This window comes from Klebsiella sp. K-Nf6, assembly GCF_002806655.1.
Taxonomy (GTDB): Bacteria; Pseudomonadota; Gammaproteobacteria; order Enterobacterales; family Enterobacteriaceae; genus Klebsiella; species Klebsiella variicola.
Genome location: NZ_PIBN01000001.1, coordinates 133966 through 149602 on the forward strand (window position 1 = coordinate 133966; position 15637 = coordinate 149602).

The window sequence follows — 15637 nt, forward strand, 5'->3', positions numbered from 1 at the left end:
CCATGACCACACAGCCAGACTGGAGCGAGTATCTGACGCAGGTGACTCACCTGTTGCACCTGGAGCTGGATGCACCCCGTCGTGAGGAGCTGGAGCGCCAGTTTACCCGCATCGCCGCCATGGCGCAGCCGCTGATGGACTATCCCCTCGGGCCGCGCGAGGAGATTGCGGGGGTGTATAAAGCATGACTCTTCATCACTTCACCATTGCCGAGCTCCAGCGTGCGCTGCACGATGGCGAACTCAGCGCCCGGGAGATCGCCCGCCAGACGCTGGACGATATCGCCCGCGTGAATCCGCAGATCAACGCCTGGACCGAGGTCACCGCCCAGCGCATGCTGGCAGAAGCCGACAGCATTGACGCCCTGCGCCGGGAAAAGCGCCCCCTGCCGCCGCTGGCAGGCATTCCCTATGCGGTAAAGAATCTGTTTGATGTCGCCGGGCATACCACCCTCGCCGGGGCGGAACTGCTGAGCGACCGGCCGCCGGCGACCAGCGACAGCTGGGCGGTGCGCCAGCTGCACAGCGCCGGCGCCCTGCTCAGCGGGATGCTCAATATGGACGCCTACGCCTACGGCTTTACCACTGAAAACAGCCACTATGGCGCGACGCGCAATCCGCACGATCTGTCGCGGATCGCCGGCGGATCTTCCGGCGGTTCGGCCGCAGCGGTGGCGGCCGGGCTGGTTCATTTCAGCCTCGGCAGCGACACCAACGGCTCGATCCGCGTCCCCGCGTCGCTGTGCGGGATCTTTGGCCTGAAACCCACTTTCGGCCGCCTTTCGCGCTCCGGCAGCCATCCGTTTGTCGCCAGTCTGGATCATATTGGTCCCTTTGCCCGCCGGGTGGCCGACCTCGCCGCGGTGTATGACGCCCTGCAGGGGCGCGACCCGGCCGATGACTTTCAGGCTGATAAAGCCAGCGAGCGCACCGGCAATCTGCTGGAGCGGGGGCTGGAGGGGTTGCGCTGCGCGCGGCTGGGCGGCTATTTCACCACCTGGTGCGATGACGACGCCCGGGCGGCCGTGGATCGGGTCGCCCACGCGCTGGGCGCCGACAGCGAGCTGCAGTTCGCGGATGCCGCGCTGGCCCGCTCGGCGGCCTTTATCATCAGCGCCAGCGAAGGCGGCAATCAGTACCTGGCGGATCTTCGTCACTCGCCAGAGCGTTTTGAACCCCACTCCCGCGAGCGGCTGCTGGCCGGGGCGATGATCCCCTCCGCATGGTATCTGCAGGCGCAGCGTTTCCGCCGTCATGCTCGCCAGGCGATGAAATCCCTGTTCAGCCAGGCCGACGTGCTGATCGCCCCCGCTACCCCATGCAGCGCCACGCCGATAGGCGCGGAGGAGATGGTGATTAACGGCCAGCCGCTGCCGGTACGCGCCAGCATGGGAATGCTAACGCAGCCGATCTCCTTCCTCGGCCTGCCGGTGGTGACCGTCCCCCTGCGCACCGCCAGCGGCAAGCCGATTGGCCTGCAGCTGATTGCCGCGCCGTTTAACGAACAAGCCTGTCTTCGCGCCGCGCGGGCGCTGGAAGCGATGGGCATTACCGATGCCCGAGTGGCGGAGAGTGCAGCATGATCAATCTGGATAATGTAGACCGCCCGGCGATCCTCGCCGAGGTGACGGCGGCGTTTTATCAGTATGAAGAGGCGCTGGTCAGCAATAATATCGAGGCGCTGGATGCGCTGTTCTGGCACGACCCGCGCACCGTACGGCTGGGAGCCGGCGAAAATCTGTATGGCATCGAGGCGATCCGCGCCTTTCGTGCCGCCCGCCCCGCCGCCGGGCTGGCCCGCGATCTGCGCCATACCACCATTACCACCTTTGGGGCGGATATGGCGGTGTGCAGCACCGAGTTCACTCGCGAAGGCAGCGCGCGCCTTGGCCGCCAGCAGCAGACCTGGGTACGCTTCCCCTACGGCTGGCGGATTGTCGCCGCGCAGGTCAGTCTGATGGACTGAGTGGCGTATACGGGAGCGGGCCGGGGGAATAAGGTATCCACCGGCCCGCTCCCGGTCCGGTAACAAGATCATTACCCACCATATCGATTTCTATCATTATTAAAATACTTCATCCGCCATCAGCGATTTTTATCTCTTATTACGGCAAAGCAGGAATAAGGTGGCGGCGGAGACTGTCCCTCTTTTCGGCATTCAAAGGAGAAACGACGTAGCGGAACGGGAGCGGCTTCTTCCCAGGGTACAATGAAGAGTAACTTGCATTTTGATAGTGACTATGTCAATTTGCTGGCAAAAGCCACCTGGTTACTGGACAGCCCATGAAAAATGAACCGCTTTGCCACGCTCCCTGCCCCATTGCCCGCAGCCTTGGCCGCATCGGCGACAGCTGGAGCATCATGATCCTGCGCGACGCCTTCGCGGGCTTTACCCGCTTTGACGAGTTCCAGAAAAGCAGCAACGTCGCGCCCAATATTCTGTCGCGCCGCCTGAAGGCGCTGGTCGACGACGGGCTGCTGGAGAAGGTTTGCTACAGCAGCACCCCGCCGCGCTACGAATACCATCTCACGCAAAGCGGCCGCGATTTTCGCATGGTATTGCTGGCGCTGGCGGAATGGGGTAATCGCCACTTCGCTCCCGAAGGCCGTCAGATGCAGCTGGTGGAAACGGCAACCCAGCGGCGGGTGGATCCGATCATGGTCGATAAAGCAACCGGGGAAGAGATTATCCCGGGTAAATACACCATGGTACCGGGGCCAGCAGCCTCGCCGATGATGAAATACCGTCATGAATATCTGCAGCGCAAACGCGAAGGCGATAGCGGGCAAAAATTCCAGCCTGAACCCTACAGAGAGGCCAGCAATGAATCCGGCCAGTAAGAAAAGCGTCCTCATCCTGGCGGCACTCGGCGTCGCCGCCCTGGCGGCAGCGAGCTACGGCGCTTACTGGTGGCATACCGGGCGCTTTATGCAGACCACCGATGACGCCTATGTTGGCGGCGACATTAGCGCCATTTCCAGCAAAGTCTCTGGCTATATCCAGCAGCTGGCGGTGCAGGACAACATGGCGGTGAAAAAAGGCGACCTGTTGATCCGCATTGACGACCGCGATTATCGCGCCGCCCTCGCTAAAGCCGCCGGAGAAGTGGCGGCGCAGCAGGCCGCGCTGGCCGATATCCTGGCCACCCGCCAGCTACAGCAGGCGACCATTGCCGGTTCTGCGGCCTCGTTACTGGCCGCCACGGCGGCAACCGAAAAACTGGCTAACGACAACCGACGCTATAACGCCCTGGCCGCGTCGAGCGCGATTTCCGCACAGATCCGCGATAACGCCTCCGCCGATTACCGCCGGGCGCACGCCGAGCAGGAGAAGGCCAAAGCGGATAAAACCGTGGCCGAACGTCAGCTGGCGGTGCTGGATGCTCGCCAGCAGCAAACCCTGGCTGCCCTGGCACAGGCCCAGGCTAACCTCGAGATGGCCAGGCTGAACCTCAGCTATACCGACATTCGCGCACCGTTCGATGGGGTGATTGGCAACCGCCGCGCGTGGTCCGGCTCGTTCGTCAGCAGCGGTACGCAGCTGCTCTCCCTGGTACCCGCGCACGGCCTGTGGATTGACGCCAACTTCAAGGAAAACCAGCTGGCGCATATGCGTGCCGGCCAGCCGGTGACCATCGTCGCCGATGTGCTGCCCAACCATACTTTTAAGGGCCATGTCGCCAGCCTGGCGCCGGCGACCGGCTCACGCTTCAGCATTCTGCCGGCGGAGAACGCGACCGGCAATTTCACTAAAATCGTGCAGCGGGTGCCGGTCCGCATTGCGCTGGACGGTGACGGGGCTAAGCTTGACGTCCTGCGCCCGGGACTGTCGGTGATCGTCACCGTGAACGAAAAGAGCCCTCGATGAACACCGTTCAGGCGCTGTCTGCCCCGCAGGGACTGTCGATGCCGACGGCAAAGAAGATCTTCGCCTTCGCCAGCATGTGCGTGGGGATGTTTATCGCGCTTATCGATATCCAGATCGTCTCCGCCTCGCTGCGGGATATCGGCGGCGGCTTGTCGGCGGGCGACGATGAAACCGTCTGGGTACAAACCAGCTACCTGATCGCCGAGATCATTATTATCCCGCTTTCCGGCTGGCTGACCCGGGTCATGTCGACCCGCTGGCTGTTTGCCGCTTCCGCGGCGGGCTTCACGCTGATGAGCCTGCTGTGCGGCTGGGCGTGGAACATCCAGAGTATGATCGCCTTCCGCGCCCTGCAGGGACTGGCGGGCGGGTCGATGATCCCTCTGGTGTTCACCACCGCCTTCGCCTTTTTTCAGGGCAAACAACGGGTCATCGCCGCGGCGACGATCGGCGGCCTGGCCTCCCTCGCCCCCACGCTGGGTCCGACGGTGGGCGGTTGGATCACCGAAAACTACAACTGGCACTGGCTGTTCTTTATCAACGTGGTTCCGGGGATTTACATCGCGGTGGCAGTGCCGCTGCTGGTGAAAGTGGACAGCGCCGACCCCTCGCTGCTGCGCGGCGCCGACTATCTCAGTATTCTGCTGCTGGCCTTGTCCCTCGGCTGCCTGGAATATACCCTCGAAGAAGGTCCGCGCTGGGGCTGGTTTGATGACGCGACCCTGACGACCACCGCCTGGGTCGCCCTGCTCTGCGGCGTGGCCTTTGTGATCCGCACCCTCCGCCATCCGCAGCCGGTGATGGATCTCCGGGCCCTGCAGGACCGAACCTTTAGCCTCGGCTGCTATTTCTCGTTTATGGCCGGCGTCGGCATCTTCGCCACCATCTATTTAACCCCGCTGTATCTCGGTAGCGTGCGCGGTTTCAGCGCGCTGGAGATCGGCCTGGCGGTATTTTCCACCGGCCTGTTCCAGGTCATGTCTATTCCGTTTTATTCGTGGCTCGCCAACCGCGTCGACCTGCGCTGGCTGCTGATGGCCGGGCTGATCGGCTTTGCGGTGTCGATGTACAGCTTTGTTCCGATCACCCACGACTGGGGGGCGGATCAGCTGCTGCTCCCGCAGGCCTTTCGCGGACTGGCGCAGCAGTTTGCCGTCGCGCCAACGGTGACCCTGACGCTGGGCAGCCTGCCGCCCGCGCGCCTGAAGCTGGCCTCCGGGCTGTTTAATCTGATGCGCAACCTCGGGGGTGCCATCGGCATCGCCCTGTGCGGCACGGTGCTTAATGACAGAACCAATTTGCACTACAGCCGTCTGGCGGACCATCTGAATAACGCCAACCTGGCGATGAGCGATTTTGTTCAGCGCAGCGCGGCAAACTTCGCCGTCCAGGGGATCTCACCGGATGCCGCGCAGACGGCGGCACTGAAAAATCTTTCCGCACTGACGCTGCGGGAGGCGCGAACCCAGGCATTTTCCGATGCTTTCTACCTCATCATGATGGGTTTTTTGCTTGCCGCGCTGCTGGTTCCCTTGATGAAAAAGCCGCCGGCACACTAATACTACAGGAGAGTTAACTATGGGCGTTTCCGTTAAACGCATTGTCGTCACCGGGATGGGGATTGTCAGCCCGCTAGGCTGCGGTGTACAGCACGTCTGGCAGTCGCTGCTGGCAGGAAAGTCAGGGATCACCCGGCTCAGCGAGCAGCTGGTCGCAGATATTCCCTGCAAAGTGGCCGGCCAGGTGCCGTCCATTGACAGCGATCCGCTGCACGGCTTCGACCCGCTGGCGACCATCCCGGCGAAAGAGCGCAAAAAGATGGATCGCTTTATTGAGTTTGCGCTGGTCGCCGCCCGCGAAGCGCTGGCCCAGGCCGGTTGGTCGCCAGCATCCGAGGCCGAACAGGAACGCACCGCCACGGTGATCGCCACCGGGATCGGCGGGTTCAGCGAGATCGCCAATGCGGTACATACCACCGATGAACGCGGGCCGCGTCGCCTCTCGCCGTTCACCATCCCCTCTTTTCTGGCCAACCTGGCCGCCGGGCATGTGTCTATCGCCCACGGCTTCCGGGGCCCCATCGGCGCGCCGGTCACCGCCTGTGCGGCAGGCGCCCAGGCCATTGGCGATGCGGCGCGGATGATCCGCAGCGGCGAGGCGGATATCGCCCTCTGCGGCGGCGCGGAAGCGGCGATTCATCGCGTTAGTCTGGCCGGTTTTGCCGCAGCGCGGGCGCTGTCCAGCGCCTCCAGCGACCAGCCGGAAGCCGCATCCCGCCCCTTTGACCGTGACCGCGATGGTTTTGTGATGGGAGAAGGCGCGGGGCTTATCGTGATCGAGTCACTGGAGCACGCACTGGCGCGCGGCGCCACGCCGCTGGCCGAGCTGGTGGGCTACGGCACCAGCGCAGATGCTTATCACCTGACCGCAGGCCCGGAAGACGGTAACGGCGCGCGTCGGGCCATGGAAACCGCCCTTCGCCAGGCCGGAGTGACCGTCGAAGAGATTGATCATATCAATGCCCACGCCACCTCAACGCAGGTCGGTGACAAGGGTGAGCTGGCGGCGATTAAAACGCTGTTTGGCGCCCATCCGGTCGCCATTACCTCGACGAAATCCGCCACCGGCCATCTGTTAGGCGCGGCCGGCGGGATTGAGGCCATCTTTACCATTCAGGCGCTGCGTGACCAGGTGGTGCCGCCGACGCTGAACCTGCATCACCCCGATGAAGACGCAGCAGGCCTGAACCTGGTGGCGCTGCAGGCCCGCCCGCAGAAAATGCGTTATGCGCTGTCAAACGGTTTTGGCTTTGGCGGCGTTAACGCCAGCCTGCTGCTGAAACGCTGGGAATAATCGTCAGCTCCCCCGCCGGCACTGGCCGGCGGGGGTAATCAGAACACGGACGCGCCACATGGATTAAATAAATTTAGCCTTATCTGCCCATGCAACAGGCACGCCCTGAGCGCATAACAGGGGTTTAAAACTGAGCAGCACCGCATCAGCAATGTTGTGCTCGATAAAAGGATCTTCCTGCAGAAAAGCGTGAATCAAGGGCTTATCGTTTCCGCGCATAAGAATGAACCCACCGGCATGATTATCAACAGGGCCGGCAAACACAATTTTTCCTTCTTTAATTCCTCTCACCAGCCATTGCTTGTGTGCCTCAAGATGGGCTGAGATTTCCTCTTCCGAACTCAGGTATGTCAATGTTATCGCGTGCATCATGGCCTACACCTCATTAGCAAATCGTCGTTGTTGTTCTGAAAACTGATCTCAATGTCTGACTTATTTCTTTTAACTGCACCTGTCTGAATAACGGGTTTCATGACTCCCGCAAACGCTGAATTTATTTTATGCTGAGCGCCGCCTGATTAATCAGTTCAGCAACCTGAGCGGGATGGGAAATCATGGACAGGTGACCGGAATTCATCCGCGAAATGTGGGCGCCCATCTCGTGGGCAAAACGCGCCTGGACCGAGGTATTCAGCGCATGGTCATTTTCGGTGATCAGGTACCATGATGGCCTGCTATGCCAGGCGGCGGTCTCTATCTTTTCGCTGAAGGCGCCCGCGGCGATGGGCTGCTGCTGCGCCGCCAGAAGGCGTGCCTGTGATGCAGAAAGGTCATTCGCCATGATCTGATGAAAAGCATTCGCATCATCCAGCCAGATCAAGCCGTTTTTATCCGCCTGCATCCCCTCCATCGGCGCATTAAGCCGTGTCAGCGCATCGGCGACAGATTCTCCTGAGTCCGGCGCCAGGGCAGAAAGGTAGACCAGTCCCTTCACGTTTGATGCATTACCTGCCTGGGTAATAACCGCGCCAGCCCATGAATGCCCCACCAGAAGAACGCCGCCCTTCTGACGATCGAGGACGCGTTCCGTCGCCGTCACGTCATCCTGCAATGAGGTCAAGGGATTCTGCACGGCGGTGACGTGATAACCGTCAGCCTGAAGCAACGGGATAACGGCAGACCAGCTGGAGCCATCCGCAAACGCCCCGTGGACCAGAACAATGTTTTTAATATCCGTCGCCTCTGCCCGGAGAGGCGAGGCGAATGAGGTCATCAAAGACATAACGAATGCTCCCAGACGAATGTTTTTCTTAAGAAAATGGTTCATCGACTCTCACTCTACCGTTGACGTTAAAAGAACTTTGAACACTTTAACGCGCCAGGCTGAAACCTATAAAGTGTCTTAAAAGACAGGTATCATGCTAAATCAGACAAAATTTTTTTCCCAGGACTCACCATGCGAATTGCGTTACTGGCTATACCGGGCAGCATGAGATCGGCACTTGCCGGCATAGCCGACATGTTCTGGCTCGCCAATCAGATCATCGTCCAAAATCCGCAAGTCAACGCGGATATTGCACGGACGACACCGTTTTTTGAGGTCATGGTGGTCACCGCCGATGGCCTGCCAGTCATGGACGTACAGGGGAGAAAAATCGTTAGCGAGGGCTCGTTCAATGATGCCGAACCTGTTGATCTGGTTATTGCCAGCGGTATGCAGCTTGACGAGCAGAAGCTTCCCCTCGCGCAAGAGGCCGTTACCGCTGCCGCAGAATGGATGAAAGAAAAATATCTTCAGGGCAGCTGCATTGCAGGGGCCTGCGCCGGTGGATTTATCCTGGGTGAAGCCGGGTTACTCAACGGACGCGCCTGTACCACGACCTGGTGGCTGTATCATACCTTGCGATCGCGATACCCTCTGGCGAAGCCCGTCTGGGGGAAAGTCATGGCAGAACAGGACAACATCATTACCACAGGAGGCCCGTTTTCGTGGATTGACCTGGTTATCTATATTGTTCGCAAATATGCGGGCAATGAGATTGCCAAACTGACGGCTGATATGGCCGTTGCGGATAGCCAGCCATTGTCACAGCAGCTTTATGCGCCTGCCGGATTTCTTAATTCAAGGCATCCTCTTCTGATGAAGGCTGAACATCTGGTGCGTTATCAAAACCCAGGCATCACGGTAGATCAGCTGGCTGAGGCCTTGAACCTGACACCCCGTACTCTCAATCGCAAAATGATGGCGCTGATCCAGGAGAATCCGAAAAACTTTATCACGCGGGTTCGTATTGAAACGGCGACGCTTATGCTGGATATTCCTGGCAAAACGATTTCTCAGGTCGCCAACGCCTGCGGATATAGTGATGAGACCGCATTCAGGCGGGCTTTCAGTCGTGTCATGGGCATGTCGCCTGGGAATTACAAAGAGCGGATCAAAAATCAGACCCCATCGTCTTCATTATCCGTAAACAACCTCTCTCAGGTGGTCAGCAGGCATGATGCTTAGAAATCATCATCATGATGAATTCTTCGCGCAATTATGAGGTGGCGCTCATTTTATGTGCATGGCGAGTCATATCCTGTGACTAATTCTCAGGAGGTAAAACCATGAAAAAGCTTCTGATATGTTGTTTGTTCGGCAACACCGCCAATTCTCTCGCCAAAAAGATACAGTTACTGGCGGAAAAAAAGGGCCATCCTCTCATTGTCAGCGCAGTGGGCCTGGAAAATTTTGCCAGCGTGGCGCCCGCTTTCGACGGATTTCTCGTTGCGCCACATATTCAGTATAAGGTCGCGGAGATAAGAGGGATCGTTGGCGACGCTCGTTCTATTGCGGTGATTGAAAGTCTGCCCTATGCCTCACTCGACGCGGAAAAAGTTTTCGCGTTTGTGATGGCGCAGATGCCTGAACTGGCAGTCTGACACCGAAGGCCGCCTCTTTTGCGCGGCCTTTTCTACGCATGTCGCCTTCTACCTGCCCTGTTGAGACGCTTCAGCCAGTAATGCCGCCTGTACAGCAGGACGGGCATTTATTATTTCCATGTACGACGATAGCGCTGGCCAGCGATCCAGAGGGATCGCGAAGAATTTGCACCATCCCAGCACCGTGAAGAGGTAGGCATCCGCCACGCTAAAGGATGACCCCGTCAGATAGTTTTTTTCGCTGAGCGTCGTCTGGAGAAAATCGAACCGTCGGAATAGCTTGTCCCGGAACATCGTTCTGACGTCTTCCGGCAGCGCGGGATTAAACAGCGGTGCCGAACCCGCGTGTATTTCACTGGTGATAAAGTTAAGCCATTCCTGCAGGCGCACCCTTTCCCAGCTGCCCGCGCGCGGCGCCAGGCCATATTCGGGTTTACGGTCGGCGAGGTACTGCACCATCGCCGGCCCCTCGGTGAGTATCTGCCCATCATCCAGCTCAAGCGCAGCAACATACCCTTTCGGGTTAATGGCGAGGAAGTCGCGACCATCAGCGGTGATCTTGCTTCTGTTGTTGACTTTCACCAGTTCAAACTCAAGGTTCAGCTCGCGCAGCACGATGTGCGGTGATAATGAACAGGTATCTGGCGCGTAATAGAGTTTCATCTAGTCTCCGTTAATGTGTAAAGCCGTCCGACAACGTCCTGAACGATCCTCTGCACACTGTATTTAACGCCGATCGCACTGTAAAATTAATGATATAGAAAAGAACTATTAGTTGAGCTACTGATAATCATGATGAATCTTTTACACTGGCGCCTGCTGGTGGCCGTGGCGGATGCTGGCAATATCTCACGCGCTGCCGAGGAGATAGGCATGACCCAGTCCGGCGCCAGCCAGGCCATTGCCCAACTGGAGGCTTCCCTGGGCTTTCCGGTATTTACCCGTGAGCGACGATACATCGGGATTACCGCCCTGGGTGAGCAGGTGGTTGAACATGCCAGAAACATGCTTTCGCAGCTGAACGCCATCCGCGAACTGGCTGATCGGGGCCGGAACGTCACCCGCGGTCGCATTCGGCTGGCCAGTTTTCCCTCCGTGACGTCTACCTTGTTGCCCGGCCTGCTGCGCGACGTTAAGCGCCTGCATCCGGGTATTGACGTTGTCGTGCTGGAAGGCTCTGACGAAGAAGTCGAAGCGTGGCTTGCCGCAGACACCGTTGAGCTTGGGGTAGTCATGAATCCCGTTCCCGGACGTGCAGAGGTGGTATTAGGACAGGATGCATGGGTCGCGGTCCTGCCCGCCAGCCATCGGCTGGCACAGCATGCGAGAGCTGATGGAATAACGCTAAAGGCGCTGGCGGACCAGCCCTTTGTTCTGGCGACGGGCGGCTGTGTCGTGAATGGCAAAAGCCTGATGGAAAAGGCCGGGTTGCAACTCTCTGATATCCGCGTGACGGTTCGCGACTGGATAAGCGCCTGTAAACTGGTCGGTGAAGAGATGGGCGTCGCGCTGGTACCGGAATCCGCCCTGCCGGAGACCTTGCGCAACCTGTGCGTGGCGCCAGTGACGCCGGCTATTCATCGTGAATTTGGGCTGGTTTGTTCGCCATCCGGATCGTCTTCTGATGCCACACAGGCGCTGCTTAATGCGCTACGTAAACGAAGATGAGCGCTCAAGCGTGAATCATCTCATCGCGATGGCATCAATCTCTAACCTCACTCCTGTTCCCAAACTAAAATTTTACTTTGAATACTTACTGAGTTTGCTGATATGTATGCCTAACCAGGTAAGTTCATCATTAGGAATAGCAATGGCGTAATTGCTTTTTATAAAGTCACGAATCACCTCAGCAACCACCATCGCTTTTGGATGGAAACGAATTAACTCATTATAGAAGTCGTCAGTTTCTTCTGTTGCAAGGCTATTATTTAATACCCTTTCAGCGAAATATCTTAAATGCGTAATAAACCTGGCATAGTGAATTGAATTAACATCAATATTTTGATTGAGTTTATAACGTACAATTTCAGCAATTCTGTTCACTAACTCTACTTGCTTATGTGCGTTAGTCTCATCAAATTGAAAAGTTGCATTGATAATATGAAAAGCAATGTGTACAGCCTCGTCATCAGGAAGGCTCACCGCAAACTTAGCTGATACCAAATCTCTTGCCAACTCGCCAATGCTATACTCTTTCTGATAGTACCGCTTTATTTCCCAGGTCAGTTTATTCGCAATGTTCGTATTTGTCTTACAGCGTTCAACAGCAAAATGCAAGTGTTCCGCGAGGGTGAATAATAAAACTGAATTAAGCTTTTCGCTGTAATGTGCTTGAGCCAGCTTGACAATTTCATGAGTGATCTCAAAGAAATCCGCGGGAATTGTATCCGTTAGTGACAGATAATGTCGCGACTTGAGGGTATCCAAAGGCATAAAGACCTGTTCTACACTTTGCAAGTCGATAATTGTCCCTGGCTTGGTGTTAAAACCGATACCTTTGCCAAAGAGTATCATCTCTTTACCGTCATTTTCGGCAAGCAACATGCTGTTATTTAAGGACTTTTTAACTTTCATCTCAGTTCCCGCGGTAGCATTGATTAACTTAAATCAGTCCCGTTAGTCGCTATGACCTTGCGATACCAATAGAAGGAGTCCTTGCGTAACCGATTCAAAGAACCGTTCCCCTCGTCATCTTGATCTACATAAATAAAACCATAGCGTTTGGTCATTTGCGACGTTCCAGCACTAATAATATCAATTGTTCCCCAACTCGTATACCCTATTAAATCGACACCTTCTTTGACAGCTTCAATCATCTGCTCAAAATGCGCACGAAAATAATTAATACGGTAATCGTCATGTATCTTCCCATCAACCACTGTATCTTTTGCGCCAAACCCATTTTCAACAATAAATAAAGGAATTTGATATCGATCGTAAAGCTCCAGCAACGAAATTTTAAGCCCTACAGGATCTATTTGCCATCCCCATTCAGAAGCCGGTAGATGAGGGTTTTTTACACCCATGATAGTATTTCCTGCCGTACGCTCTGCATCGGACTGAACAGATTCCGTGATGGACATATAATAGCTGAATGAAAGAAAATCTACAGTATAGCGACGTAACGTTTCCAAATCATCCGGCTGCATTTTTATCTTGATATTACGCAGTTCCAGGTCCCGCTTAATTAATGGTGGATATTCGCCTTTAATCTGAACATCTGAATAAAAATAGTTTTCGAGATTTTTTTTCAGAGTGGCTTCCACGTCAGCAGGATGACAGGTCAGTGGGTAAGTTGTTAACTTAGTAAGCATACATCCGACCTGGCTGCCAGGTATCTTTTCGTGGCAGTCCCTTGTCGCTAACGCCGAAGCAACAAACTGATGATGCAACGCCTGATAAATATCCTGCGTACTTTCTCCTGGTAGACTTTTCTCTTCGCGGACACCCGCTGTCGTAAAAGGATGCCGATGAATGCTATCAATTTCGTTGAATGTTAACCAGTAACGTACCAAATTCTTATAACGGTCAAAGCATACATTTGAATAGCGTACAAATGCATCAACAACATTTCGGTGGACCCAGCCATTATACTTCTCACTCAATGCTAATGGCATTTCATAATGTGAGAGCGTAACCAACGGTTCAATGCCAAGTCTGCGCATTTCAGTGAACATATTTTCATAGAACTGTAATCCTTTTTCATTCGGTTGCTCATCTTCACCTGTAGGGAAGATTCGTGACCATGCGATTGATACGCGCAGGATTTTTATACCCATTTCGGCAAAAAGCGCTAAGTCTTCTTTGTAACGATGATAAAAATCTATGCCTCTGCGTTTAGGGTAATTTTGATCATTCTCCCCCTCAAGCGCATCACTCACGTTTTGATCAGATACGGCCATATGGCCGGCATAGTCGCTTGTGCTCAAATGCGCCTTATAGGCAACTGCATCTGCAACGGAAGGCCCTTTGCCGTCAACGTTCCATGCACCCTCTGCCTGATTGGCTGCAATGGCTGCACCCCATAAAAAATTCTTGGGAAGAATAGATTTCGACATAATATCAAGCCTCTTTTAATGAAAAAATATTAAACTGCTGGAGTGTATTGATATGATCGTTCGACGGCTTCATCATAAAACGATCGCTATTGGTAATAACCATTATTACGACTGGGTCATAACCCGCTTTAGTTATTTCATCAATATCAAATTCGATTAATAGTTCACCCGCTTTAACGTGTTGGCCATCTGTAATTTTCGGGTGAAAGCCTTGACCGTTCATTTGTATCGTATCAATTCCTATATGAAAGATAACCTCTACTCCATGGGTAGTCATCATGCTGGCTGCATGGCCACTTTCGAACACATGCTCAATAACGCCATCGGCAGGCGCATATAGTGCTCCCACAGTTGGAACGATAGCGATACCATCCCCCATGATTTTTGAAGAAAATACATCGTCGTTGACATCTGTCAGGGGGATGACTTTCCCTTCAACCGGACTGGTAAAGGTAAAGTCATTCATTAAGACTGGATTAGCAGTGACTTCAGTCTTCTCAAATTTGGGCATTTCCTCCTCTGGATGGGGCGTTGCTGTTTTTTCTTTCCAGAAGAATAATGTTGATAAAAATGCCAGGCAGAATGAAACAAGTGCACCGATGATTGCATATATCAAACTGGTTGGATTATCCGGTGACGCAAAAATTGAGATACTGGCAAGGCTCGGCGCTACTATTGCATAAGCTGAGACCATCATAAATCCCATGAAGGATCCACCGACCATTGCACCCAACATCACAGAGATCAGTACTGGCCTATGCAGTAAAGTAATCCCGTAAAGTGCAGGTTCAGTAATGCCAAACAGAGCTGATATTCCAGAGGAAAGAGCAGTCCCTTTAAACATTTTATCTTTACTTTTTAGCGAAACGGCAAGGCAGGCTCCTGCTTCAGCGATATTGTGAGCTAAGGAAGCTGGGTTATACAAAGATTCTTTACCTGTTTGCCCCATTGACATTATGGCATAAGGGAGGAAAGGTTTATGCATACCGGCCGCTACAATAAATGGCAGTCCGCCCGCAAGTAAGCCTGTTGCGATGAATCCAAATTTGCCATGCATCCAAAGGATCAGATGCGTTAACAGAGAACCCATTTCAAAACCTAATGGGCCAAGGATAAGCAATGTGACGGGGACCGTCGTGACCAGCGATAACATGGGCGATAAGAAACCACGTAATGCATTAGGCGTATAACGATTGAAAAGAGATTCCGTTTGTGCATAAAAAATAACACAGAGAATTGCGGGAAACACCTGCGCTGCATAGGAGACGTTCGTAATGTCGAAAGTCATTAACGTTGCACCTTGTTTTGCCAGGGTAGTAAATGTGGGCAACAACAAGACTGAGACAGCAGTCAATGCAACTAATGGATTAACTTTAAGCTTATTCGCAGTAGTGATGGCGATAAGTAAGGGTAAAAAATAAATAGGCGCGGTTCCGATGCAGTCCAAAATTTGATATGTCGAACTGTCTTTAGTCAGCCATCCAGCCATATTCAAAATAATTAAAATGGATTTCAGCACGCCGCCACCTGCAATTGCAGGTATGAGTGGTTGAAAGATACTGATAACAAAATCAATCAACCATGCATTCCATTTCTTCTTGGTTCCTGGCTTCTGTTTTGCGTCAGCATCATTAGCCATTAACGATCTAATAGCATCAAACACTTTAACAACGTCTTTGCCAATGACTATCTGACACTGCACATTTGTCACGACACCCATTACCTCAGGTAATTTTTTGAGGTCAGATACTTCAACTTTAGCATTGTCATACAAGCTTAATCGCAATCTGGTTGAGCAATGTTCAATGTGTTCGATGTTACCTGCTCCACCGACTAATTTGAGAATTGAACGCCCAGTATTTAGATGATCCATAAGTTGCCTCATGAGCAAAAAAAAAGACCTGAAATTCTCACCCCAAAAGAGGGGGAGAATTTCAGGTCTTGCCTGCATTACCAGTTACACGCCTGTACTACATATTTGCCAACAATATACT

At 54.4% G+C, this 15637-nt stretch carries 16 protein-coding genes and 1 pseudogene; 11 read left to right on the plus strand and 6 right to left on the minus strand.

From position 1 onward, the window contains the following. Window positions 1-2 precede the first annotated feature (2 nt). From hpxX to fabF, 8 genes and pseudogenes are all read left to right on the plus strand, one after another. Entirely contained in the window at window positions 3-188 is a 186-nt protein-coding gene (hpxX, locus tag CWM61_RS00665) for an oxalurate catabolism protein HpxX (protein ID WP_100630487.1), read from the plus strand. Then, entirely contained in the window at window positions 185-1582 is a 1398-nt protein-coding gene (locus CWM61_RS00670) for an AtzE family amidohydrolase (RefSeq protein ID WP_061154539.1), read from the plus strand. Before hpxX ends, CWM61_RS00670 begins: the two co-directional genes overlap by 4 nt. Continuing rightward, window positions 1579-1965: an oxalurate catabolism protein HpxZ gene (gene hpxZ, locus CWM61_RS00675; protein WP_002905421.1), complete on the plus strand. Its 387-nt coding sequence runs from the start codon at window positions 1579-1581 to the stop codon at window positions 1963-1965. The genes CWM61_RS00670 and hpxZ overlap by 4 nt, the downstream gene beginning before the upstream one ends. 201 nt (window positions 1966-2166) lie before the next feature. Beyond that, window positions 2167-2286: pseudogene (locus tag CWM61_RS28935) on the plus strand (hypothetical protein); the annotation flags it as partial. Continuing rightward, entirely contained in the window at window positions 2283-2840 is a 558-nt protein-coding gene (locus CWM61_RS00680; protein ID WP_074385807.1) for a winged helix-turn-helix transcriptional regulator, read from the plus strand. The pseudogene CWM61_RS28935 and the gene CWM61_RS00680, both read left to right, overlap by 4 nt. Continuing rightward, entirely contained in the window at window positions 2824-3867 is a 1044-nt protein-coding gene (locus tag CWM61_RS00685; RefSeq protein WP_100630489.1) for an HlyD family secretion protein, read from the plus strand. Before CWM61_RS00680 ends, CWM61_RS00685 begins: the two co-directional genes overlap by 17 nt. Further along, window positions 3864-5426 (plus strand): DHA2 family efflux MFS transporter permease subunit, encoded by a 1563-nt coding sequence (locus CWM61_RS00690; RefSeq protein WP_100630491.1) that lies wholly within the window; start codon window positions 3864-3866, stop codon window positions 5424-5426. Before CWM61_RS00685 ends, CWM61_RS00690 begins: the two co-directional genes overlap by 4 nt. A 19-nt stretch (window positions 5427-5445) precedes the next feature. Next, window positions 5446-6720, plus strand: a complete 1275-nt coding sequence (gene fabF / locus CWM61_RS00695; RefSeq protein WP_100630493.1) for a beta-ketoacyl-ACP synthase II — start codon at window positions 5446-5448, stop codon at window positions 6718-6720. 63 nt (window positions 6721-6783) lie between these two features. Here the strand turns inward: fabF and CWM61_RS00700 are convergent, their stop codons facing one another. Together CWM61_RS00700 and CWM61_RS00705 are read right to left on the minus strand one after the other, a co-directional pair. Next, window positions 6784-7092, minus strand: coding sequence for a YciI family protein (locus CWM61_RS00700; protein ID WP_100630495.1), 309 nt, complete (start codon window positions 7090-7092; stop codon window positions 6784-6786). A gap of 121 nt (window positions 7093-7213) precedes the next feature. Then, window positions 7214-7942 carry an alpha/beta fold hydrolase gene (locus CWM61_RS00705; protein WP_100630739.1) on the minus strand — a complete coding sequence of 243 codons (729 nt, stop codon included), beginning with the start codon at window positions 7940-7942 and terminating at the stop codon, window positions 7214-7216. Between the two features lie 174 nt (window positions 7943-8116). Here CWM61_RS00705 and CWM61_RS00710 point away from each other — a divergent pair, with 174 nt between their 5' ends. Then, entirely contained in the window at window positions 8117-9169 is a 1053-nt protein-coding gene (locus CWM61_RS00710; protein ID WP_100630497.1) for a GlxA family transcriptional regulator, read from the plus strand. Between the two features lie 101 nt (window positions 9170-9270). Beyond that, complete coding sequence (locus CWM61_RS00715; protein ID WP_012968173.1) at window positions 9271-9585, plus strand: PTS sugar transporter subunit IIB; 315 nt, start codon at window positions 9271-9273, stop codon at window positions 9583-9585. Between the two features lie 48 nt (window positions 9586-9633). On the opposite strand, the gene gstA is transcribed toward CWM61_RS00715, so the two are convergent. Next, window positions 9634-10248 carry a glutathione transferase GstA gene (gstA, locus tag CWM61_RS00720; RefSeq protein WP_100630499.1) on the minus strand — a complete coding sequence of 205 codons (615 nt, stop codon included), beginning with the start codon at window positions 10246-10248 and terminating at the stop codon, window positions 9634-9636. Window positions 10249-10377: 129 nt separating this feature from the next. Between gstA and CWM61_RS00725 the strand changes: the two genes are divergently transcribed. Then, window positions 10378-11253 carry a LysR family transcriptional regulator gene (locus tag CWM61_RS00725; RefSeq protein ID WP_100630501.1) on the plus strand — a complete coding sequence of 292 codons (876 nt, stop codon included), beginning with the start codon at window positions 10378-10380 and terminating at the stop codon, window positions 11251-11253. A 72-nt stretch (window positions 11254-11325) separates the two neighbouring features. Here CWM61_RS00725 and CWM61_RS00730 read toward each other — a convergent pair whose 3' ends face one another. The 3 genes from CWM61_RS00730 to CWM61_RS00740 are packed head-to-tail and all read right to left on the minus strand — an operon-like array spanning window position 11326 to window position 15516. Next, complete coding sequence (locus tag CWM61_RS00730) at window positions 11326-12159, minus strand: PRD domain-containing protein (RefSeq protein WP_004205815.1); 834 nt, start codon at window positions 12157-12159, stop codon at window positions 11326-11328. Window positions 12160-12182: 23 nt separating this feature from the next. Continuing rightward, entirely contained in the window at window positions 12183-13643 is a 1461-nt protein-coding gene (locus CWM61_RS00735; protein WP_074385799.1) for a glycoside hydrolase family 1 protein, read from the minus strand. A 4-nt stretch (window positions 13644-13647) separates the two neighbouring features. After that, a complete protein-coding gene (locus CWM61_RS00740) occupies window positions 13648-15516 on the minus strand; it encodes a beta-glucoside-specific PTS transporter subunit IIABC (RefSeq protein ID WP_074386190.1) in 1869 nt (622 codons plus the stop codon). Between the last annotated feature and the right edge of the window lie 121 nt (window positions 15517-15637).